Annotated in this window: 23 protein-coding genes; 9 read left to right on the top strand and 14 right to left on the bottom strand. The window is 60.4% G+C overall.

Translation table 11 applies throughout. The features are described 5' to 3' along the window. The first annotated feature begins 32 nt into the window (after positions 1–32). A complete protein-coding gene (locus TK42_RS02190; protein WP_103733494.1) occupies positions 33–449 on the top strand; it encodes a low affinity iron permease family protein in 417 nt (138 codons plus the stop codon). 53 nt (positions 450–502) lie between these two features. On the opposite strand, the gene TK42_RS02185 is transcribed toward TK42_RS02190, so the two are convergent. The 4 genes from TK42_RS02185 to TK42_RS02170 form a co-directional block, all read right to left on the bottom strand. Then, entirely contained in the window at positions 503–1,030 is a 528-nt protein-coding gene (locus TK42_RS02185; RefSeq protein WP_005785958.1) for a DUF4142 domain-containing protein, read from the bottom strand. 118 nt (positions 1,031–1,148) lie between these two features. Beyond that, positions 1,149–1,790 (bottom strand): LysE family translocator, encoded by a 642-nt coding sequence (locus TK42_RS02180; RefSeq protein WP_032877291.1) that lies wholly within the window; start codon positions 1,788–1,790, stop codon positions 1,149–1,151. A gap of 47 nt (positions 1,791–1,837) precedes the next feature. Continuing rightward, positions 1,838–2,254 (bottom strand): fosfomycin resistance glutathione transferase, encoded by a 417-nt coding sequence (gene fos, locus TK42_RS02175; RefSeq protein ID WP_005785954.1) that lies wholly within the window; start codon positions 2,252–2,254, stop codon positions 1,838–1,840. 15 nt (positions 2,255–2,269) lie between these two features. After that, on the bottom strand, positions 2,270–3,187 hold the full coding sequence (locus TK42_RS02170) for a LysR substrate-binding domain-containing protein (RefSeq protein WP_177464402.1): 918 nt from the start codon (positions 3,185–3,187) through the stop codon (positions 2,270–2,272). Positions 3,188–3,264: 77 nt separating this feature from the next. Here TK42_RS02170 and TK42_RS02165 point away from each other — a divergent pair, with 77 nt between their 5' ends. Next, the gene (locus TK42_RS02165) at positions 3,265–3,741 is read left to right on the top strand and encodes a DMT family transporter (protein WP_078820525.1); all 477 of its coding nucleotides are present in this window, start codon (positions 3,265–3,267) and stop codon (positions 3,739–3,741) included. Here the strand turns inward: TK42_RS02165 and TK42_RS02160 are convergent. Continuing rightward, complete coding sequence (locus tag TK42_RS02160; RefSeq protein ID WP_103733493.1) at positions 3,713–4,387, bottom strand: NAD(P)H-binding protein; 675 nt, start codon at positions 4,385–4,387, stop codon at positions 3,713–3,715. The two genes, TK42_RS02165 and TK42_RS02160, sit on opposite strands and share 29 nt — an antisense overlap. A gap of 87 nt (positions 4,388–4,474) precedes the next feature. Next, entirely contained in the window at positions 4,475–5,623 is a 1,149-nt protein-coding gene (gene yiaY / locus TK42_RS02155) for an L-threonine dehydrogenase (protein WP_103733492.1), read from the bottom strand. A gap of 123 nt (positions 5,624–5,746) precedes the next feature. Between yiaY and TK42_RS02150 the strand changes: the two genes are divergently transcribed. Then, entirely contained in the window at positions 5,747–6,763 is a 1,017-nt protein-coding gene (locus TK42_RS02150; protein ID WP_103733491.1) for a DUF4917 family protein, read from the top strand. 125 nt (positions 6,764–6,888) lie between these two features. Here TK42_RS02150 and TK42_RS02140 read toward each other — a convergent pair whose 3' ends face one another. Continuing rightward, positions 6,889–7,416, bottom strand: a complete 528-nt coding sequence (locus TK42_RS02140) for a helix-turn-helix domain-containing protein (protein ID WP_032877297.1) — start codon at positions 7,414–7,416, stop codon at positions 6,889–6,891. A 160-nt stretch (positions 7,417–7,576) separates the two neighbouring features. On the opposite strand from TK42_RS02140, the gene TK42_RS02135 reads away from it, so the two are divergent. The 5 genes from TK42_RS02135 (at position 7,577) to TK42_RS02115 (ending at position 13,589) form a co-directional block, all read left to right on the top strand. Continuing rightward, positions 7,577–8,359, top strand: a complete 783-nt coding sequence (locus tag TK42_RS02135; protein WP_005785944.1) for an aldolase — start codon at positions 7,577–7,579, stop codon at positions 8,357–8,359. Between the two features lie 29 nt (positions 8,360–8,388). Beyond that, positions 8,389–9,261: a dihydrodipicolinate synthase family protein gene (locus TK42_RS02130; protein ID WP_078820521.1), complete on the top strand. Its 873-nt coding sequence runs from the start codon at positions 8,389–8,391 to the stop codon at positions 9,259–9,261. A gap of 137 nt (positions 9,262–9,398) precedes the next feature. Beyond that, on the top strand, positions 9,399–9,938 hold the full coding sequence (locus TK42_RS02125) for an RNA polymerase sigma factor (RefSeq protein WP_032877298.1): 540 nt from the start codon (positions 9,399–9,401) through the stop codon (positions 9,936–9,938). After that, complete coding sequence (locus TK42_RS02120; RefSeq protein ID WP_103733490.1) at positions 9,935–10,903, top strand: FecR domain-containing protein; 969 nt, start codon at positions 9,935–9,937, stop codon at positions 10,901–10,903. Before TK42_RS02125 ends, TK42_RS02120 begins: the two co-directional genes overlap by 4 nt. A 127-nt stretch (positions 10,904–11,030) precedes the next feature. Then, on the top strand, positions 11,031–13,589 hold the full coding sequence (locus tag TK42_RS02115; RefSeq protein WP_103733489.1) for a TonB-dependent receptor: 2,559 nt from the start codon (positions 11,031–11,033) through the stop codon (positions 13,587–13,589). 105 nt (positions 13,590–13,694) lie between these two features. On the opposite strand, the gene TK42_RS02110 is transcribed toward TK42_RS02115, so the two are convergent. The 4 genes from TK42_RS02110 to TK42_RS02095 form a co-directional block, all read right to left on the bottom strand. Further along, the gene (locus TK42_RS02110) at positions 13,695–14,912 is read right to left on the bottom strand and encodes an SAM-dependent methyltransferase (protein ID WP_032877301.1); all 1,218 of its coding nucleotides are present in this window, start codon (positions 14,910–14,912) and stop codon (positions 13,695–13,697) included. Between the two features lie 221 nt (positions 14,913–15,133). Further along, a complete protein-coding gene (locus TK42_RS02105) occupies positions 15,134–15,751 on the bottom strand; it encodes a TPM domain-containing protein (RefSeq protein WP_005785935.1) in 618 nt (205 codons plus the stop codon). 31 nt (positions 15,752–15,782) lie between these two features. Continuing rightward, positions 15,783–16,511 (bottom strand): YgcG family protein, encoded by a 729-nt coding sequence (locus TK42_RS27260; RefSeq protein ID WP_032877302.1) that lies wholly within the window; start codon positions 16,509–16,511, stop codon positions 15,783–15,785. An 18-nt stretch (positions 16,512–16,529) separates the two neighbouring features. Further along, complete coding sequence (locus tag TK42_RS02095) at positions 16,530–17,141, bottom strand: LemA family protein (RefSeq protein ID WP_032877303.1); 612 nt, start codon at positions 17,139–17,141, stop codon at positions 16,530–16,532. Positions 17,142–17,382: 241 nt separating this feature from the next. Between TK42_RS02095 and bglX the strand changes: the two genes are divergently transcribed. After that, positions 17,383–19,674, top strand: coding sequence for a beta-glucosidase BglX (gene bglX / locus TK42_RS02090; RefSeq protein ID WP_032877304.1), 2,292 nt, complete (start codon positions 17,383–17,385; stop codon positions 19,672–19,674). A gap of 128 nt (positions 19,675–19,802) precedes the next feature. On the opposite strand, the gene TK42_RS02085 is transcribed toward bglX, so the two are convergent. The 3 genes from TK42_RS02085 to TK42_RS02075 form a co-directional block, all read right to left on the bottom strand. Next, positions 19,803–20,960: a phosphatidylserine/phosphatidylglycerophosphate/cardiolipin synthase family protein gene (locus TK42_RS02085; protein ID WP_005785930.1), complete on the bottom strand. Its 1,158-nt coding sequence runs from the start codon at positions 20,958–20,960 to the stop codon at positions 19,803–19,805. A 1-nt stretch (position 20,961) separates the two neighbouring features. Further along, positions 20,962–21,543, bottom strand: coding sequence for a YceI family protein (locus tag TK42_RS02080; RefSeq protein ID WP_103733488.1), 582 nt, complete (start codon positions 21,541–21,543; stop codon positions 20,962–20,964). 171 nt (positions 21,544–21,714) lie between these two features. After that, on the bottom strand, positions 21,715–22,473 hold the full coding sequence (locus tag TK42_RS02075) for a helix-turn-helix domain-containing protein (protein ID WP_005785926.1): 759 nt from the start codon (positions 22,471–22,473) through the stop codon (positions 21,715–21,717). Positions 22,474–22,484 lie beyond the last annotated feature (11 nt).

Raw genomic sequence — 22,484 nt, 5'->3', positions numbered from 1 at the left:
TTATTCATCACCTCTTCACACAGGAAACGGTAATGAAATTCTCCACGGTCTCGCAAACCCTGTCCCGCTGGGCAGGCAGCCCCCGAACCTTCTACACAGCCGTCGCACTGATCCTGATATGGAGCCTGAGCGGACCCTATTTCCACTACAACGACACCTGGCAACTGATCATCAATACCTCGACGACCATTATCACGTTCCTGATGGTGTTCCTGATCCAGAACACGCAAAACCGCGACAACGATATCCTGCATATCAAGATTGATGAGCTGCTGCGCGTATCCAAGGATGCCCAGAATGCCGTTCTCAGCCTCGATGGCCTGGACCGCAAGGAACTGGAAAAGCTGCGCCAGGAATACCGCGACATTGGCAACACCAGCAGCCTGAGTTTGAACAACGGTTGCGCTGACAACGCTGCGCCGACCAAGACAGACCTGAACCAGGCATAAAAAAACGGCGGTTGGGTAGGCCCCAACCGCCGATTTCATTTCACGCTACGGTCTCAACCGTCGCCTTGGTGACCCTTGCCATAGGTTGACGCCAGGGCACGGGCTTTTTGCAGACGCTCTTCGAGCTTGGGCAGCGTCTCATCCACCAGCGCTTTTATCTCCGGCACATCCGACGCGGCACCTTCTTTCTTGAACAGGGCGATGGCGTCTTCGTTTTCCTTGACCTGCTGTGCGGTATAGGCAGCGTCAAAGGAGTCGCCATCCTTGAGTTCAGGCATCAGGGTTTCGGCTTTATCGACGATCTTTTCCCGTGGCGCGACCGGCAAATCGAGCTTCTTGGCAATGGCTGCCAAGTGCTGGTTGGCCAGGGTGCGCTCGTTGATGACCTCAATGGTGTAGTCCTTGATCTCTTGGGACGAGGTCTTGGCGTGGGCCATGCGACTGGTTTCGATATCGGCCATACCTTTGGCCGAAGCCTGCTCGATAAATTCAGCAGGCGACTGGGCGAAAGCATTGCTGGCGCCGAGGCCCAGCAGCATCGCGAAACTGGCGGTGCGTAACCGGATAGCCATGCGGCTCATGATGGGTTCCTCCAGAGCAAAAATAGGTACGGGGATCTACACCCGCCCTGGATTCGAATTTTCAGAGCCGCAAAGGTTTAGAAAAAACTTGTCAGTGCGACGAACGGTTGTCGTCATTTCATGCAGGCTTGCTTGCGAACAAGCCCGGCAATGCATGCGCCAGGGCATTAATGGCAAAGCCGATGAACATCACGCCGCAGAGCTTGGTGATCAGGATTTCATGGCGTTGATACACCGTACGTACTCGTTGGGCGCCGACCACGCCGATCAAAATCCCATAGGCCAACAGGCCGCCAACAAAGCTCAGGAAGATCAGCGACGGCAGCATCGACCACGTCAACAACTCGGCACGGCTGGACAGCAATGCGGTGAAAGTCGCCACGGCAACCGGATAGGCTTTGGGGTTGGTCAAGCCGAACACAATGCCATGCCAGAACGGGTGCCGCGCGGCGCCCTGGGGGGCATCGCCGTTGCGGCGCTGGGTACGGATCGCACGCCAGCCGAGCCAGAACAGATACACACCGCTGAGTACGCCCAATACATCAAACGCACTGCTGCCCACTTCTCGCGCACCGACGATGGCAATCAGCGCAGTACTGCACCACACCACATCACCGAGCAAATGCCCGCACAAAAAACCCGCTCCGGCACGTCGGCCACGCGCAGCACCGATGCCGAACACGGCCAAAACACCTGGGCCAGGTGTAATACCGTAGATAAAACCCGAAGCAAGGACGGCGAGCAGCAAGGATGGGGTCATGAATAGACGCTCTGAGGGACTCTTAAAGGTGATTGATTCTGCATGTTTCACTGCGGTGGGTAAAACTTCATTCCTGCGTAAGGCTTGGCGCGACAAGCTTGCAGGCGCGAGGCCAGATCGCCGACATGAACCTCCAGCTTGTGGCCGTCGGGATCGAGGAAATAAAACGACGCGCCTTCGCTGCGGTTGTCACGCCACTCCTGCACGCCGGCGGCCCGCAGGCGTTCGACCAATGCGGTGAAATCAGCAGCATCGACGGTGAAGGCATAGTGGGTGTAATCCATTGCCGCAGTGGTCGAGCGCACCGGATCCAGCGACAGGCACAGCCAAAGCCCGGGCAAGGAAAGGTAAGCACCATTGTCCCAAGTGGCATCGAGTTGAACACGCAGCAGATCGTGATAAAAACTGACGCTGCGCGGCACGTCGGTGACGGCCAGGGTCAGGTGGTTGAAGCCGGTTAGCATTTAGGTTTTCTCTTATTATCGGTGACCATCGGACAATACACCGCACACCCGCCCAATCAACCACTGCAACCCAGAATCACCACCCCGCCGCACATGCCAGGCGAGCTCAAAAGCAAACGAGGGAATATGAAACGGCGGTGGCACGGTCAGCAAATGTTGATGGTCGATATTCAGTAAACCCCGGGACGACACCGTCAAAATCAGATCCGTGCCCTCGATCAACTGAGGCGCCACGCCCCAGTGTGGCAGGCTGATTGCCACATGCCGCCGTTCACGTATCGCAGCCAGTGCCCGTTCGATTTCCGGCGTACCGCTGCCGCGCATCTCCAACAGTACATGTGGGCGTGACAGGTAAGTCGGCAGGTCCAGCGCACCGCTGGGTGCAAGGCTGTGGCGGTCGACCAGGCAGGTGTAATGCTCTTCGAACAATGGCGTCGTACACAGTTCGGCGGGCATGTCGGGGAATACGCCCGCCGCCAGGTCGAGATCGCCATTGAGCACGCCGTCAACCATACCTTCGCGGCTGGCCTGGATGATCTGCAGGTCGATGCCCGGCGCTTCGCTGCGCAGGACGCGGACCAATCCAGGTAGGAGGATCGCTGCGCTGTAGTCTGACATCGCCACGCGAAAGCGGCGCTTGGCCGAGGTGGGGTCAAAACGATTCGGCGCCAATAATGCCTGCACCTGGCCCAGCGCTTCGGCCAATGGCGCTGCCAACTCCAGAGCCCGAGCCGTGGGCACCAGCGCGCCGCCCTGACGCACCAACAGCGGGTCGCCAAGCATATCGCGCAGCCGGGCCAACGCGTGGCTCACCGCCGGCTGGCTCAGGTGCAGGCGCTCGGCGGCGCGGGTCACGTGTTGCTCGCTGAGCAAGGCGTCGAGGATCACCAGCAGGTTAAGGTCGATGCGGCGTAGATCATTCATCAGCTGCATGGTCTGTATAAGAACTTGGAATTTAAATCTGCGCGACGAATAGCCTAGAGTCCAGCGAAACTTCTGGGAGCATGGAGATGAGCGTGTTGCATTGGATGGGTTTGTTAGCGCTGGCGGTGATCGCCGGAGCCGTGGTGCCGTTTCAAAGTGCAATCAACGCTAATCTTGGGCGCGGCCTCGGCCATCCATTGTGGGCCACGTTGGCGTCGTTGCTGGTAAGTATCATCGTGCTGCTGCCAGTGATTATCGCTTTGCGTCTGCCCTTGCCGAGCCTGACGTTTATCACCAAGGCTCCGTTGTGGACGTGGGCCGGTGGCGCCTTCGGTGTCTGTTTTATTTCACTGGCGTTGATGCTGCTGCCCAAACTCGGTGCCTCAGGGTTTATTGCGTTGGCGATGGCCGGTCAGATTCTAGCGTCGTTGCTGCTCGACCATTTCGGCCTGTTCGGCCTGGTGCAACGCCAACTGACAACGCCGCGGGTGTTGGGCGCGTTGCTGTTGATCGGCGGCGTGGCATTGATCCAGTTCAGTGGCGCTCAGCCGCCAGGCGATTGATCTGGGCCTGCTCTACCACCGGCTGCGGCGCGCCCAGGCTCGCGGCCTGTAACATTGCCCGGCCGACGGTCTCGGTGCTCACCACCCAAGCCGGTTTTACCCGCCGCACAAACGAAAGCACCGGCCCCAGTAGGCTATAGAAAGCTTGATACAAGGGCGTCTTTGAGCGCACGCCGTGCAACGGCTGAATGATCCCCGGACGGAACAGGTACACCGCCTTGAACGGCAGGCGCAGCAAGGCGTTTTCCGTCTTGCCCTTGACCCGCGCCCACATCAATTGGCCCGTCTCGGAACTGTCCGTGCCGGCGCCGGAAACGTAGATAAAGGTCATCTGCGGATTAAGCCGCGCCAGGGTACTGGCAGCTACCAGGGTGAGGTCATAGGTGAGGTGGGTATACCGGGCTTCGTTCATGCCCGCCGACGAGACACCGAGGCAGAAGAAACACGCATCAAACCCTTGCAGCAGGTTCTCCAGGGGCTGGAAGTCGAGCATGTCGCTGTGCAGCACCTGGTGCAGCTTGCTGTGTTGCTGGGTCAGGGGCGTACGGCCGACGGCGACCACTTCCTGCACATCCGCCGCCAGCAGGCACTCGCGCAGCACGCCTTGGCCGACCATGCCGGTGGCGCCGAATAACAGAACTCTCATTAGGTAACCTCAGCGGCACGCCGCAAGCTTGCTCAAGTAGAACGCGTTGAGCGTGTAGCTTAACGCCTGCCGCCTGAGGCTGCCCTATCAAAACGCGCTACGAAATATCTCCTCAATCTGACGCTGATCCGCCCGACGTGGGTTGGTCAGCCCGCACGCGTCCTTCAGCGCGTTGGCGGCCAGCACTGGGATGTCCTGCAACTTGGCACCCAGCTCACGCAGGCCGGTGGGGATTTCCACGTCCTGGGACAACCGACGGATTGCCGCAATGGCGGCCTGGGCGCCCTCCTCCACGGTGATGCCCTTGATGTCCGCGCCGAGGGCGCGGGCCACGTCGCTCAGGCGCTTGGCACTGACGCTGGCATTGAAGCTTTGTACGTGGGGCAGGAGCACGGCGTTGCAGACGCCATGGGGCAAGTCGTACAGACCGCCCAGTTGGTGAGCCATGGCATGCACAAATCCCAGGGACGCGTTGTTGAATGCCATGCCGGCGAGGAACTGCGCGTAAGCCATATTTTCCCGTGCGGCCATGTCGTTGCCGTCGCGCACCGCAAGGCGCAGGTTGGCACTGATCAGCTCGATGGCCTTGATCGCACAGGCGTCGGTGATCGGTGTGGCGGCGGTGGACACGTAGGCTTCGATGGCGTGGGTCAGCGCATCCATCCCCGTGGCGGCGGTGAGGCCCTTGGGCATACCGACCATCAGCGCCGGGTCGTTGACCGATAGCAGCGGCGTGACGTTGCGATCGACGATGGCCATTTTCACGTGACGGGTTTCGTCGGTGATGATGCAAAACCGCGTCATCTCGCTGGCGGTGCCGGCGGTGGTGTTGATGGCGACCAGTGGCAGTTGCGGCTTGCTCGACTGGTCGACACCTTCATAGTCGCCGATGCGTCCACCGTTGGTGGCGCACAAGGCGATGCCCTTGGCGCAGTCATGGGGCGAGCCGCCGCCCAGGGACACCACGAAATCGCAGGCCGTCTGTTGCAACAGCGCCAGCCCCTTCTCGACGTTTTCCACCGTGGGGTTGGGCTTGGCGCCGTCGTAGATCACCGAGTCGATATCCTGCATCGCCAGCTTCTCGGCGATCATGCTGGCCACGCCAGCCTTGGCCAGGCCGGTGTCGGTAACGATCAAGGCTTTACGAAAGCCGTAGGCGCGAATGGCGGTCATGGCTTCGTCGAGGCAGTCGCTGCCCATGATGTTGACGGCGGGGATGAAGAATGTGCTGCTCATGGTCGATCCTCAGAGGCTTTATGCCGACAGAATCCACCGGTACCGCATGGCACATCTTGATCAGGATCAACTTCAGCTCGTGATAAAGTCACCCTCCAGCCGATTTCGAGTAGACCCGCCGCAATGAAGGATTTCCAGGATATTGACGCCCACCTTGAAGACTGGAGCGCCCTGCGCGACGCCATCGACTTCAACGGGATTCTGATCGGCAACGGCGCCAGCCGCACGATATGGGAAGACTTTGCCTACGACTCGCTGTTTGAAAACGCCCGCACCGTTGAAGAAAAACCCCTGAGCCAATCCGAACTCAGCGTGTTCGATGCCCTGCAAACCCGCAGTTTCGAGCAAGCCCTGGGCGCCTTGAAAACCACCAGCCGGGTCAACAAGGCCCTGGCGGTCAGTTCGGCGGCGCCGCGTAATCGCTATTACGCGATCAAGGAAGCGTTGATCAACACCATTCACACCGTACACATCCCCTGGCGCCTGGTGCAGCCATCGACCCTGGCAACGATCAACAATGAGTTGGCACGCTACGCCACCGTCTTCACCAGCAACTACGATTTGCTCAACTACTGGGCAATCCTGCACACGCCCGGGATCGACGACCTGTTCCGCAGCGCCGATTCAAGCTTCGACCTGTGCAATACCCACACCGACACCACGCGCATTCTCTACCTGCACGGCGGCCTGCATCTGGTGCGCAACCTTGACGGCACAGCGCGCAAACTGCCGTCCACCGACAGCACCTTGCTCAGCAGTTTCGCGATCAACAACACGATCAAGACGCTGGACGATGTGCCGCTGTTCGTCAGTGAAGGCAAGGTGGAAGAAAAGCTCAAGAGCATTCGCAGTTCGGATTATCTGTCGTTCTGTTATGAGCAGTTGCTGAGCCATGAAGGCGCGTTGTGCATTTTCGGCCATGACTTGGGGCCGCAGGATAAACACCTGGCGGATGCGATTCGCCAGGCCGGTATCACCACCCTGGCGATCTCGGTGTCGGGGCGCACTGATGGCTTTATTCGTCAGCAGAAGCAGCGGTATTCGCAGCTGTTTGAAGGGACAGGAGCGCAGCTTGAATTCTTCGCGGCGCGCACGCATCCGCTGGGTAATCCGGCGCTTTCAGTCCCGGTCGAACACTGAGCAAAATGTGGGAGCGGGCTTGCTCGCGAATGTGGTGGGTCAGTCAACATTTTCAGTGACTGACACTGCGCTTTCGCGAGCAAGCCCGCTCCCACATTTGATTGCATTTCAAATCGGGATCAGCGTCATTCCTCAGCGCTGTGCACCACCACCAGCAACTGCGCCTGCACCTCTCCCACCGAGCGAATCCGGTGGGGTTTCTGCGCATTGAAATGCAGCGCATCGCCGCGCTTCAACAGCACCCGCTCGCTCATGAAATCCACTTCCACCTGGCCTTCATGCACGAACAAAAACTCTTCCCCCAAATGCTCCTTGAAGGTCTTGTCGGTAAACTCCGCCGGCGGGTAGATGATGAACGGCAACAGGCTGCGCTCGCTCACCTGATGGGCAAGTACCGCATAACCCGGTGACGTGTCGGGCCGTTCATGGCTGCGCACCAGGCTGTAGCTGTCGAGGCTGACGTTGCCTTCGCTGAACAGCTCTTCGACTTTCACGTTCAGCGCCTTGGCCAGTTTCAGCGCAGCAGCAATGGACGGTGTGTTGAGCCCACGCTCCACTTTCGACAGGTAACTCTTGGTCATCCCGGATTTTTCGGCCAGGGCCTCCAGGGTTACGCCAAGTTTTTTTCTCAGTAATTTCAAACGGATAGACATTTGCTGCGGTTAATCCATGCAGAAAGCGATGAGCCGTGCTTGCTAATGACACAAGGTGTCATATAGCATCTTTAGTGTCATTTGCAGTCACCCAACGACCTTGCGAGCAGCGGGCGAGCAGCAAATCCGACGTCCATTGAACTACCCAAAGGACACCGATATGGCCAAGACATTAGCACTCCCAAAAGACCAACTGGTCAAGCAAGCCCTGAGCCAGATGCAAAACAGCCTGGCAGATAATACGTGGACCGAGCGCCAAAAGCTGGCGCTGACTTGCCGAATTCTGTTCGAACACGGCCACGACTCCGGCCTGGCCGGGCAAATTACCGCACGCGGGCCTGCGCCTGGCACCTACTACACTCAGCAACTGGGCCTGGGTTTTGACGAAATCACCGCCAGCAACCTGCTGCTGGTCAACGAAGACCTGGAAGTGCTCGAAGGTCATGGCATCCCCAACCCGGCCAACCGCTTTCACACCTGGGTGTACCGCGGGCGCCCGGATGTAAACTGCATCATCCATACACACCCCACGCACATTGCTGCGCTGTCGATGCTGGAAGTGCCGTTGCAGGTGTCGCATATGGACCTCTGCCCGCTGTATGAAGATTGCGCGTTCCTGGAGGCCTGGCCCGGCGTGCCGGTGGGCAATGAAGAGGGGGAAATAATCACCACGGCGCTGGGCGACAAGCGCGCCATCCTGCTCTCGCACCACGGCCAGTTGTCCACCGGGGCCAGCATCGAAGAAGCCTGTGTCATCGCGCAGTTGATCGAGCGGGCGGCCAAGTTGCAGTTGCTGGCGATGTCCGCGGGCACCGTCAAGCCGATCCTGCCAGAGCTGGGGCGCGAGGCCCACGACTGGATTTCCAAGCCCAAGCGCCACGGCGCTGCGTTCAATTACTACGCGCGGCAGAATCTGCGTAAACATGCCGATTGCCTGAACTGATCGCCCCCTTTTTCGACCGGAGTTTTCCCATGTCCAATCCAACTATTCACGGCATCATCGGCTACACCATCACCCCGTTCAGTGCTGATGGCCAGCGTGTTGACTTCGATGCACTCGGGCGTTCTATCGAGCGCTTGATCGACAGCGGCATCCACGCCATCGCGCCGCTGGGCAGCACCGGCGAAGGCGCTTACCTGAGCGATGCCGAGTGGGACGAAGTCAGTGCCTACAGCATCGAGAAAGTCGCCAAACGCGTACCGACCATTGTCAGCGTGTCCGACCTGACCACCGCCAAGGCCGTTCGCCGTGCGCGCTATGCCGAGGCGCACGGTGCCGATGTGGTCATGGTGCTGCCCGCCTCATACTGGAAACTCAGCGAAGCGCAAATCCTCGCCCACTACGCCGCAATCGGCGACAGCATCGGCGTGCCGATCATGCTCTACAACAACCCGGCCACCAGCGGTACCGACATGTCGGTGGAGTTGATCCTGCGCATCCTCAAGCAGGTCGACAACGTGACCATGGTCAAGGAGAGCACGGGCGACATCCAGCGCATGCACCAGTTAAAACTGGAGAGTGACGTGCCGTTCTACAACGGCTGCAACCCGCTGGCCCTGGAAGCTTTCGCGGCCGGTGCCAAAGGCTGGTGCACCGCGGCGCCGAACCTGATCCCCCAACTCAACCTGGACCTGTATCAGGCAGTGCTGGCCAATGACTTGAATAAAGCACGAGAGCTGTTCTACCGGCAGTTGCCGTTGCTGCAATTCATCCTCAAGGGCGGGTTGCCGACGACGATCAAGGCCGGGTTACGCCTGACCGGGCTGGAGGTGGGGGATCCAAGGTTGCCGGTGTTCCCGTTGGGTGAGGCGGGGATCGAGCAACTCAAAACACTTCTGAAATAAACTCAGGGCCTGTGTGGGAGGGGGCTTGCTCCCTCCCACAGTTGAATTGAGTACAGCCTTTAAATAGAGACAAATAGCAATAATTCTCGATATCATTCACGACCTTTCCACCTCGTGCTTCGTCAAGAAGGATATCCATGTCTCGTCCCAAGCCCGACCCGTCGTCGGCCGATGCCTGTCGCGGGTTTTATGCAGATATTCTGTATTTCCTGCGTAAACGCACGGACAACGCCAGCGACGCGGCGGACATGACTCAGGATGTCTTTACCCAGTGGCTGGGCTACCGCGACCGAGCCAAGGTCGAGCAGCCCCGGGCGTTTCTGTTTCAGATGGCGCGCAATCTGTTGCGCGATCACTGGCGCAAACAGAAGGTACGGCACACCGCCCATCCCGATCACGCCGAAATGGATACCGAGCCGGTCACCGACGAACAGCACGACCCCATGGCCGCCGCCCTGCGCCTGCAACGCCTGGAACAGTTGAAAGAAGTCCTCGCCGAACTCTCGCCCCGCCGGCGAGAAGCCCTTATGCTGCACCGCTTCGAAGGCTTGAGCCAGGCACAGATCGCCGAACGCATGGGCATTTCGACCAGCATGGTAGAAAAGCACATTGCCTTGGCCCTGCTGCATTGCAAGCGACGCCTTCAATCCGACCCCGGCACGGAGCAGCCAGAATGAACCGCCTGAGCGACATCGACGCCCTGGACAGCCAAGAGAGCGACTCCATCGACGCCCAGGCCGCCAGTTGGTTTGCACGCAACCGCAACGCTGCCAGCCGTGCCGACCACAAAGCCTTTGCCGCCTGGCAGGCGGTGCCAGCCCATGCGCGTGCCTATGCCGAATTCGAACAGCTGTGGGCCGACCTGGCCCAGTTGCAACAACTGAACAAACCGCTGCCGCTGGCCAAACGCAAACGCCCCCTCTGGCGCCCAGCCCTTGCGGTGGCCGCTGCCGTGCTGTGCGCCGTGTTGGCGACCCACATCGGCGCGCCCCGCGAGCTGTATCACACCCAGGTCGCCGCTCATGCCAAAGGTATGCGTACCTTGAACCTGCCCGATGGCAGCACCCTGTACGTGAATGCCAACACCCGCATCCGCGTGGACTTCAGCGCCCATCAACGTGTCGTGCATCTGGACAAAGGCCAGCTGTATATCGAAGTGGCGGCCGACAAGGAGCGGCCACTCTACGTGCAAGCCGGCGAGTCGATCATACGGGTGGTGGGCACTGGTTTTGACGTGCGCCGCGGCCAGCAGCAACTGGTGGTGAGCGTTGCCCATGGCCAGGTGGCGTTCGAGCCGGACAGCAAAAGCCCCACCACCCTGCTCGGCGCCCGGCAACGTGCCGCTTACAGCTACGCCAAAGGCACCCTGCAACAACAAACCCTCAGCGCTGAAGAAGTGGCCGATTGGCGCAGCGGGCATTTATCGTTTCGCAATCGCGAACTGGCCAGCCTGATCGACGAGCTGAGCCTGTACCGTCCCCAGGCGCCGTTGCAGGTCAGCAAGGCCGTGGCGCAACTCAAGGTGTCGGGCAACCTGGATGTGAATGACCCCGATGCCCTGCTCAACGCCTTGCCCGCCCTGTTGCCGGTAAAAACCGTGGTCTTGGCCGATGGCAGTGTGAAAATCGAGCCGAGCAAATAGCCTGCATACTGTCCACATGAGAATATTTTGCATTCGCATGTGTGGTTTTTTTGGTCTGCCCCGTCTTCCTCCTGTCCGTGTTTGATACGCACACCTTTTTGGCTATTTAGCCGCTCCGGGGGATTTCATGTTTCGCGCGCCTTGCCACGCTTCGCACCTGTTTCTTCGACCCACGCTCCTGGCCACGTGCCTGGCCTTCAGCCTCAACGCCCAGGCCGAGTCGTTAACCCTGCACCTGCCGGCCCAGTCACTGGCCACGTCCCTGAGCCAGGTGGCACAGCAGGCGAAAATCCAGCTGCTGTTCGATGAAAGCCTGCTCAAAAACCTGAAAGCGCCGGCGCTCGACGGTGACTACACCGCGGAAGTAGCGATTCGCTCCCTGCTGAAAAACGGCGAGTTCACCCTGATCAAGGTCGGCAGCACCTACGTAGTGCGCCCCGATGAGGGCAAGGCCACCAGCAGCGCCGCGATCCAGCTGGACACGCTGAGCGTGATCGGCACCGGCAACGAAGTGAACGCCAGCACCGTCAGCCGCTCCACCCTGACCCAGGCCGATATCGACCGCTACCAGTCCAATAACATTCACAGCCTGTTGCAGACCCTGCCCGGCGTCAGCCAGGGCGGCTCGCTCAAACCTGGCGGGCAGACCATCAACATCCGTGGTTTCGGCGATGCCGAAGACGTGCCGTTGACCGTGGACGGCGCCACCAAGACCGGCTTTGAGCGCTACCAGCAAGGCACAGTGTTTATCGAACCCGAGCTGATCAAGCGCATCGAAGTGGAAAAAGGCCCCAACTCGCCGTTCACCGGCAATGGCGGCTTCGGCGGCACCGTCAACATGATCACCAAGGACGCCCCGGACCTGCTCCAGGACGGTCGCAACAGCGGCGCGATGCTCAAATACGGCTACTCCAGCAATGACCATGAACAGGTCTACAGCGGTGCCGTGTATGGCCGCACCGACGATGGCCGTTTCGACGCCCTGGCCTACCTGACCCAACGCGACGGCGGCGATATGAAGGTGGCCGCCAAGTTGCCCAACGACAACAACGAGTACCCGATCAACCCCCAGCGCTTGCCCAACAGCGCGCAGGATGTGGACGGCAAGTTGTTCAAGGTCAACGCGTACTTCACCGATGAGCAGAGTGTCGGCCTGTCGTACTCGCGTTCTCACAGCAACCGCTGGACACCGTTTTCCGCCGCGAGCTACCCGACGCCGCCTACCCAGTTCAACATCGACCGCTACGGCTACGAAGGGGCCTTGAAGCGCTTCCTCGCGCACCGCGATACGGTCGATACCACCTGGTCGGGCAAGTATCACTACCAGCCGCTGGATAACCCGCTGGTGGACCTCACCGTCAAATATTCCCAGTCCAATACCGAACAGACCGACGAGCGTGACGCCACCGCGTTTTTCCAACTGGCTACCGGCGGGCGCAAGATGGACACCGCCTACACCGACAAAAACCTCGACATCCGCAACGTCAGCCTGTTCGACACCGGCCCCTTGCAGCATGCGGTGACCGTCGGCGGGCAGATCCGCAAGCACATCCGCGAAACCGAAATGTGGATGCCCGGCACCACCTACAACACGCCGCGCTACAACTATGGGCACTTCCAGCCGGGCTTCATGCCCCAAGGTAAGGTCGATACCAACAGCTTCTTTATCCAGGACGCGGTCACCCTGGGCGACGTGACGATCACGCCGTCGCTGCGCTATGACCACGTGCGCAATCGCGGCGAGGGCAACGATGCGCCCTACTACAACAACCCCGACCCCGCGGTTGGCCACGATTACAGCGACCGCACCTACACCGGCTGGTCGCCACGCCTGGCGCTGTTCTGGACCGTGACGCCGAATGTGGGGTTGTTCGCCAACTGGAGCCAGACCTGGCGCGCCCCGGTGATCGACGAACAATATGAAGTACAGGGCCTGGGCAGCCGCACCGCGACCAGCGTGGACCTGGACCCGGAGCGCATCACCTCGATCACCCTGGGCAACATCACCAACTTCGACAACCTGTTGGTCCAGGACGATAACCTGCAACTGCGCACTACCCTGTTCCACAACAAGATCGAAGACGAAATCTTCAAGGCCACCGGCGTGGGCTGCCAGAACCAGGCCATCAACGGCGGCAGCATCTCCTCAGCGTGCCCACCGGGGCCGATGTCCAACTATCGCAATATCGGTGGCATGACCATCAAGGGTGTCGAACTCGAATCGATCTATAACTCCACCTACCTATTTGGTTCGGTATCGTTTGCCTATGCCAAGGGCCAGCACCAGGGCGCCTACACCAACCCGTGGGGCCCGGATGTGGCGGCACGGGATATCCCACCGACCAAATGGGTGCTGGTACTGGGCACCAACATCCCGGCCTGGGATGCCCAGGTGGGCTGGATGGGTCAATTCATCGGCGCTACCGACCGCTTGCCCAGCGACAAATACTCCGGTGGCCCGGGCTCCGGCGTGGGTGATTTGTTCTTCGACCAGTACGGCAACAAGCGTTACAACACCCAAGGCCTGTTCGCCAAATGGAAACCGCAGCAGGCTTACCTCAAAGGCACCGAGGTGAACTTCACGGTGGACAACCTGTTCAACGAAAACTTCCGCCCGGCGTTGAGCGGCGACCGCGCCTATACCAAGGGGCGCGATGCGAAGATCAGCGTGACGCGGTTCTTCTGACCACACACGCATTCCAAATGTGGGAGCTGGCTTGCCTGCGATAGCCGTGGTACAGCCACCATCGTCATCGTAGGCAAGCCAGCGCCCACAGGGAACGCGCTCACTTCAGGCCAGGTAGCCATCCCCGCGCAACAGGGTTTCCAGGCAGTGCTCAGTGATGTGGTAGAACGCCTTGAGCTCCTGGATTTTCACCAGCAACTGCGCGTTGTCCAAAGGCTGCGCACGCTTGACCGCAAGAATCATCTTGTTCTTGTTGGTGTGCTCCAGCGAGATGAACTCGAACACCTTGGTCTCGTAGCCACAGGCTTCCAGGAACAACGCACGCAAGCTGTCGGTGACCATTTCTGCCTGCTGGCCCAGGTGCAGGCCGTATTGCAGCATCGGCTTGAGCAGCGCCGGGCTCTGGATCTGCAGGCGGATCTGCTTGTGGCAGCATGGCGAGCACATGATGATCGACGCGCCGGAGCGGATGCCGGTATGGATCGCGTAATCGGTGGCGATGTCGCAGGCATGCAGGGCGATCATCACGTCCAGCTCGCTCGGCGCCACACTGCGTACGTCCCCGCACTTGAACACCAGCCCCGGGTGCTCCAGGCGCGCGGCAGCACTGTTGCACAGGGTGACCATGTCTTGGCGCAATTCAACACCGGTAACCTCGCCCTCGGCCTTGAGGGTATTGCGCAGGTAATCATGGATGGCGAAGGTCAGGTAGCCCTTGCCCGAGCCAAAATCGGCAACGCGCACCGGTTGGTCGAGTTTCAACGGCGACGACGTCAGCGCATGGCTGAACACTTCGATGAACTTGTTGATCTGCTTCCACTTGCGCGACATCGATGGAATCAGTGCCTGCCTGGCATCGGTCACCCCAAGATCGGCGAGAAACGGCCGGCTCAGGTCGAGGTAGCGGTTCTTCTCACGGTTATGCTCGGCCGACGGTGCTTCGCGCAGTTGTTGCGGTTTGCTTTTGAACAGCGAGCTTTTGTTCTTCTTGCTGTATTCCAGCTGGGCTTCGTCAGTCAGCGACAGCAAGTGCGCGTTCTTGAATGACGCAGGCAACAGCTCGGCAATCACCGCCACGCCGTCGGCCGAGGGGAAATTCTTGGTGATGTCGCGGGTCTTGTAGCGGTACACGAAGGACAGGCACGGCTGGTCTTTGACGGTGACCGGCTTGATGATCAGCCGTTGCAACTCGGCTTCCTCACCGACGTACTTGGCCAGCACCAGCTTGATAAAGGCGTTTTGCGCAAGGCTTGCGCTCAGCAATTGGATGAACTGGGCGTGATGATCCGGCGCAGGGTTGGCGGGTTGAGCGGTGACGGACATGAACAAAAACGCCTCGGGCAAAGAATGCCGGGCATTTTAGGGGGGATAGGGGTTCAGGGCACGGGGTTATTTGATCAACGGTCAGTTCCAGCAGCCACAGTAGATCCAAATGTGGGAGGGGGCTTGCCCCCGATATAGGTGGATCAGCCAACAGATTCATTGACTGGTGCACCGCCATCGGGAGCAAGCCCCCTCCCACATTTGCAACTGAGTTGGCCGGGTTATTCGAGTACCACCAGGCGATTGGGTAGCTCATTGCGCGTTTGCGTCACTGGCACATGCACCTTGAGCAACTCGCCGCACGCCTCGATGCACGCAATAAACCCGGCCAGCGTCTGCCCCTGTTTCACCTGCTGGGTGAACGTCTTGACGATGGCGTCCCAACTGCTGTCATCCAGGCGTTTGGAAATGCCGTCATCGACGAGGATCTCCACGTAGCGTTCCGCCTCGCTGACAAATATCAGCACGCCAGTGCTGCCCAACGTGTGATGCAGGTTCTGCTCCAGAAACTGCCGACGCGCCAGGTTAGAGGCGCGCCAGTGGCGTACGGAGCGAGGAATCAGGCGGGTGGTGACCTTGGGCAAGCGAAACACCAGGCACAACACAATAAACGTCGCCCATTGCGCCAACAGCAAGGTGTACATGGTCAGGTAGCCCGACAAATAATGCACCACGCCCGGTACCACCAACGCGATCAGGCTGGCCCACAGCAACGGGATGTAGGCGTAGTCGTCGGCACGCGCCGCCAGCACGGTCACCAGCTCTGCGTCGGTGTTTTTTTCGACCCGGGCAATTGCTTCGGCGACTTGGCGCTGCTCATGTTCAGTCAGTAATGCCATGGTTGTAGATGCTCTTTTCTCGTTATTGTCATTACCAGCCGCCCGAAGCCCCGCCACCGCCGAAGCCACCACCGCCGCCACGGAAACCACCGCCACCGCCGCCCCCACCACCACCGCGGCCGCTGCTGCTGAGAATGGCCAGCAGGATAGCGCCTACCGGCAAGCCCATGCGATTGCACAGCCACAACACGCCGATCAGCAGAATAAACAGGCCGATGGAAAAACCGGGGTTATCCTTGGCGAAATTCGCATCCGCCACATGGGCGGGCACCGCCAGGGGCTCACCGCCCACCACCTGGATCATCGCCGCCACGCCGTCGCTGATGCCCTGGCTGAAATTGCCGGTCTTGAACTTGGGCAGGATCACCTGGTTGATGATCACCCAGGACTGCGCATCCGTCAGCACGCCTTCCAGGCCGTAACCGACTTCGATGCGCAATTGGCGCTCATCACGGGCAACGATCAACAGCGCGCCGTTGTCCTTGCCCTTCTGGCCGATGCCCCATGCGCGCCCCAATTGATAACCGTAGTCTTCAATCGGGACGCCCTGCAGGTCGGGCACGGTGACCACCACAAGCTGGTCACCGGAGGTCTGCTCCAGCGCCTGCAGCTGTTGAGTGAGCTGCTGGCGCGTTGCCGGGTCGATCATCTGGGCGTTGTCCACCACCCGCCCGGTCAGTGCCGGGAAGGTCAGGGCCGCCTGGGCCATGCCCATGCAGGCCAGTAGCCAGAATGCCAGGCCTATCCGTAATAAACGCATCGACACCTCAAGGCAGCGTTATTTGAATTTCACCTGCGGCGCCTTGTCGGCATCGGCGCTGGTGGCTTCAAACGTGGCGCGAATCGGCAAATCGCTGTACATCACGCTGTGCCACAGACGGCCCGGGAAAGTACGGATTTCGGTGTTGTACGCCTGCACAGTCTGGATGAAATCACGACGGGCCACGGCGATACGGTTCTCGGTGCCTTCAAGCTGGGATTGCAAGGCCAGGAAGTTCTGGTTGGCCTTGAGGTCCGGGTAACGCTCGGACACCACCATCAAACGGCTGAGTGCGCCGCTCAAGCCATCCTGGGCTTGCTGGAACTGCTTGAGTTTTTCCGGGTTGTCCAGGGTGCTGGCATCCACCTGGATCGAGGTGGCCTTGGCCCGCGCTTCGATCACGGCGGTGAGGGTCTCCTGTTCGTGGGCGGCATAGGCCTTCACCGTTTCCACCAGGTTGGGGATCAGGTCGGCGCGGCGTTGATACTGGTTCTGCACCTGGCCCCAGGCCGCCTTGGCCTGTTCGTCCAGGGTCGGGATGTTATTGATGCCGCAACCGCTCAGTACGGTGCTGATCAATAGCAAAGCCGCGGCCTTGAAGCCCCAACGGTAAGTCTGTGCTGCTTGCATGGTGTTTCTCCTGCCCAATCTTGATGGAATTTGACGACTAACCCTATAAACCACGCGCTTGGGGCATAATCCGCCACCACTGGAATGCATCGAGCCAATCAGCTACAAAGATGCCCAGCGCGAAAAAGAGTTCAGAGTGTGCTGCATTTATCTGAACAACACCCGAACAACAATAGACGTTCCCCACATTTTGGCCGACAGCATGCGTTTAATGCTGCGCAGTAGCCGAAAAAGGATATTCATGAAAAAGCTGTGTTTGCTCGGCCTTGTTGCCACGCTGGCCACCCACCCCGTCTGGGCAGAAACAAAGCCTGCTGCGCTTAAAGACAAGGACGCCTTCGTCAGCGACCTGCTCAAGCAAATGACCCTGGACGAAAAGATCGGCCAATTGCGCCTGATCAGCATCGGCCCGGAAATGCCCCGCGAGATGATCCGCAAGGAAATCGCCGCTGGCCGCATCGGTGGCACCTTCAACTCCATCACCCGCCCGGAAAACCGTCCGATGCAGGACGCGGCCATGCGCAGTCGCTTGAAGATCCCGATGTTCTTCGCCTATGACGTGATCCACGGCCACCGCACCATTTTCCCTATCAGCCTGGCCCTGGCCTCCAGCTGGGACATGGACGCCATCGGCCGCTCCGGGCGTATCGCCGCCCAGGAAGCCGCTGCCGACAGCCTCGACATCACCTTCGCGCCGATGGTCGATATCTCCCGCGACCCGCGCTGGGGCCGTACCTCCGAAGGTTTCGGCGAAGACACCTACCTGGTCTCGCGGATTGCCGAAGTCATGGTCAAGGCGTTCCAGGGCGCAAGCCCGGCGAATGCCGACAGCCTGATGGCCAGCGTCAAGCACTTCGCCCTGTATGGCGCGGTGGAAGGCGGGCGCGACTACAACGTGGTCGACATGAGCCCGGTCAAGATGTACCAGGACTACCTGCCGCCCTACCACGCGGCGATCAAGGCCGGTTCCGGCGGCGTGATGGTCGCGTTGAACTCGATCAACGGCGTGCCCGCCACCGCCAACACCTGGCTGATGAACGACCTGCTGCGCAAGGACTGGGGCTTCAAGGGCCTGACCGTCAGCGACCACGGCGCGATCTTCGAGCTGATCAAGCACGGCGTGGCCAAGGACGGGCGCGAAGCCGCCAAGCTGGCGATCAAGGCCGGCATCGACATGAGCATGAACGACTCGCTGTACGGCAAGGAATTGCCCGGCCTGCTCAAGTCCGGCGAGATCGAACAGAGCGACATCGACAATGCCGTGCGCGAAGTGCTCGGCGCCAAGTACGACATGGGCCTGTTCAAGGACCCGTACCTGCGCATCGGCAAGGCCGAGGATGACCCGGTCGACACCTATGCCGACAGCCGCCTGCACCGCGCCGAGGCCCGCGACATTGCGCGCCGTAGCCTGGTGTTGCTGAAAAACCACAACGACACCCTGCCGCTGAAAAAATCCGCGACCATCGCCCTGGTCGGCCCGCTGGCCAAGGCGCCGATCGACATGATGGGCAGTTGGGCGGCTGCCGGCCGACCTGCGCAATCAGTGACCCTGCTCGACGGCATGAACGCCGTGATCGGCGAAAAGGGCAAAGTGATCTATGCCCGCGGTGCCAACATCACCGGCGACAAGGCGGTGCTCGACTACCTCAACTTCCTCAACTTCGATGCTCCGGAAGTGGTGGATGACCCACGCCCTGCCCAAGTATTGATCGACGAAGCGGTGAAAGCGGCGAAGAACGCCGACGTCATCGTCGCGGCCGTGGGCGAATCCCGTGGCATGTCCCACGAGTCGTCGAGCCGTACCGACCTGAACATCCCGCAAAGCCAGCGCGACCTGATCAAGGCCCTCAAGGCGACCGGCAAGCCGTTGGTGCTGGTGCTGATGAACGGCCGCCCGCTGTCGATTCTCGAAGAGAACCAACAGGCTGACGCGATCCTGGAAACCTGGTTCGCAGGTACCGAAGGCGGCAACGCCATCGCCGACGTGCTGTTCGGGGACTACAACCCGTCGGGCAAGCTGCCGATCACCTTCCCGCGTTCGGTAGGGCAGATTCCCACCTACTACAACCACCTGACCATTGGCCGGCCGTTCACCCCAGGCAAGCCGGGCAACTACACCTCGCAGTACTTCGATGACACCACAGGTCCCCTGTTTCCCTTTGGCTATGGCCTGAGCTACACCCAGTTCAGCCTGTCGGACATGGCACTGTCGTCCACCACCCTGAACAAGACCGGCAAGCTCGACGCCAGCGTCACCGTGAAGAACACCGGCAAGGTCGATGGCGAAACCGTGGTGCAGTTGTATATCCAGGATGTGGCCGGCTCGATGATCCGCCCGATCAAGGAGCTGAAGAACTTCCAGAAGGTCATGCTCAAGGCCGGCGAAGCGCGCACGCTGCATTTCACCATCACCGAGGACGACTTGAAGTTCTACAACGCCCAGCTCAAGTTCGCGGCGGAACCGGGTGAGTTCAATGTGCAGATCGGGCTGGATTCCCAGGATGTGCAGCAGCAGACCTTTGAACTGCTCTAACGCCTGACGCGGTCAAAAATGTGGGAGGGGGCTTGCTCCCGATAGCAGTGGGTCAGTCAATGAATCTGTTAACTGAAACACCGCCATCGGGAGCAAGCCCCCTCCCACATTTGACCTCATTGTTCTTGTTAGCCGCGCCGGTCGAGCAGATTGACCACCAACCGATCAATCCACCCCCACACCCGCTGCTTCACCCGCTTCCACAACGGCCGCGCCTTCCAGGCCTCCAGGCTCACCACCTGGCTTTGGGCAAAATCCGCTTCGAAACTGCCCACCACCGCCGCCGTCAATCCCGGGTCCAACGCTTCGAGGTTGGCTTCCAGGTTGAAGCGCAAATTCCAGTGGTCGAAATTGCACGAGCCAATGCTGACCCAATCGTCCACCAGCACCATCTTCAGGTGCAAAAAGCACGGCTGGTATTCAAAAATCTGCACGCCTGCACGCAGCAGACGCGGGTAATAACGATGGCCGGCGTAGCGTACTGACGGGTGATCGGTACGGGGCCCGGTGAGCAGCAAACGCACATCCACCCCGCGCCCTGCCGCCCGGCGCAAGGCACGACGCACGCTCCAGGTCGGCAGAAAATAGGGAGTCGCCAGCCAGATACGCCCTTTGCTGCTGTTCAACGCGCGAATCAACGACTGCAGGATATCGCGGTGCTGACGAGCGTCGGCGTACGCCACGCGACCAAGCCCAGGGCCCGTCGCTGGCACTTTCGGCAAGCGCGGCAAACCGAAATGGGTCGCCGGTTTCCATTCACGGCGCGCGGCGTTAGCGTGCCATTGCCGGTCGAACAGGGCCTGCCAGTCCAGTACCAGCGGGCCGCTGATCTGCACCATCACTTCATGCCAATCGGCGCTGTCTTGCCCCGGCGTCCAGAACTCATCGGTGACGCCCGTACCACCGACCACGGCAACGCGCTGGTCGATCAGCAGCAGCTTGCGGTGGTCGCGATACAGGTTGCGCATCCAGCGCCGCCAATTCAGGCGGTTGTAAAAACGCAGCTCCACGCCGGCGTCGGTCAAACGCTTGCGCAGCCCAAGGGTAAACGCCAGGCTGCCGTAGTCATCGAACAAGCAGCGCACCTGCACCCCACGTTCGGCGGCCAGCACCAGCGCCTGCACCATCGCGTCGGCACAGGCGCCGGCTTCGACCAGATACAGCTCAAGATCCACCTGCTGCTCGGCCCGGGCGATGCCCACCAGCATCTGCGGGAAGAAACTCGGCCCGTCGATCAGCAGTTCGAATTGATTGGCGCTGCGCCACGGGAACACTGCGCCACTCATGTCAGCGCGCCGTGAAGATCAGTACCGCACCCACCGGCACCGACAAACTGATCGACTTGAGCCCCGCCGCCTTGCGCAACGCCGCCACACCCGGCGCCAGATCGAAGTCCTCGGCGTGCAACACCACAGGCTCCAGGGTCACCACCTGGAAACGTCGCTCATCCAGGCGCGTGGCAAGCAATTCGGCGCTGTAGGTCTGGGTCTTGCCGTGCAGGGTGACGCTCAGCGGCAGGCGCAACTCCAGTTGCGCGCCGGACGCCAGGTCGTTGATCGGTTGCAGATTGATCTGTGCGCTGATCAATGCGTCGGGAAAGGCCTTGATCTGGAACAGCTCTTTGCGCATGCGCTCATCGCGCAGCGGGATGCCGCTGTTGATCGACTCCATCTCCACTTGCAACTGCGCCGCGCCTTTGGCGTCGACCTTGCCATGCAGCACCAGGAAGCGGTGGACTTCTGCAATCTCGGTGTTTTTGGTGGTGACGAAAGACAGGCGCGAGGATTCGTTATCCAGGTACCAATCGGCGTGGGCAGGCACGGTGGCGCAGGTCAGCAGGGCGAAGACCAGAGGTTTGACATTGAACATAAAGACTCATGGGGCAAAAAACCTGGGCGAACATTAAGCGCAATCTCACGAACGGCGCAAATCCATTGTGGGAGCTGGCTTGCCTGCGATGGCGGTGTGCCAGGCGAGAAATGGTTGACTGATACATCGCCATCGCAGGCAAGCCAGCTCCCACAGGGTTTTGCGGTGTTTTTAATCCAGCGTTCGCTGAACTTCGCACACCGCCTGTTCAAGGCTGGCCATATGCAAATTCAACACCCGCTCCACCGGCGCCTGATGCATGGGCCAATGCAACGCCATGCTCCCCACCAACCGACCATTGGCGCGCACCGGCAACGCCACCGCCCGAATCAGGAACGGCAAACGCACCGGGTATTCCCAATAGCCCTCGGTACGCTGGCCGAACCCCTGGTGCTGGGTTTGCTCGCAAGCATGGCTTTGCTCATCGGCGGCCACACGATCGCGACACGCCAGCCGCTGCACTTCATCAAGGGGCAACTGCGTCAGGCATGCCTTGCCCATCGCCGAGTGAAACAGGCTGGCGTACTGACCGACGATCTGGCAGTTGTTCGGGTAGAGCTTGCGCAACACGCCGGGAATCGCGCTTTCCATGACTTCCAGGCGCTCGCCGTCGAAACACGACAAGTCCACCACCAACCCCGTGCGCTCGCTGAGCTCCAATAACCAGGGCGCCGCGCTTTCCACCACCTGGCGCTTGAAGCGTTGCTGGGTATCACCGAACAAACGCCGAGCGCGCAGGCGGTAACGCCGATCGCTCAGGCCGCGGTAGACCCAGCCCTGATCCTGCAAGGTCAGTAACATGCGCGACACCGTGGCCTTGGGCAGCCGCGTAAGGTAGTGCAGTTCTTCCAGCCCAAGGGCCTGGTGCTCGCCCAGCAACTCGACGATTGCCAGTGCGCGCTCAACCGAGCGTACCGTGCCTGTCTCCATGTTCGATCTCC

Source organism: Pseudomonas sp. GZJR-8 (assembly GCF_002916705.1).
GTDB classification, from domain to species: Bacteria; Pseudomonadota; Gammaproteobacteria; order Pseudomonadales; family Pseudomonadaceae; genus Aquipseudomonas; species Aquipseudomonas synxantha_A.
The sequence above is the reverse complement of the archived record's forward strand: the minus strand, read 5'-3'. Positions and strand labels throughout refer to the sequence as shown.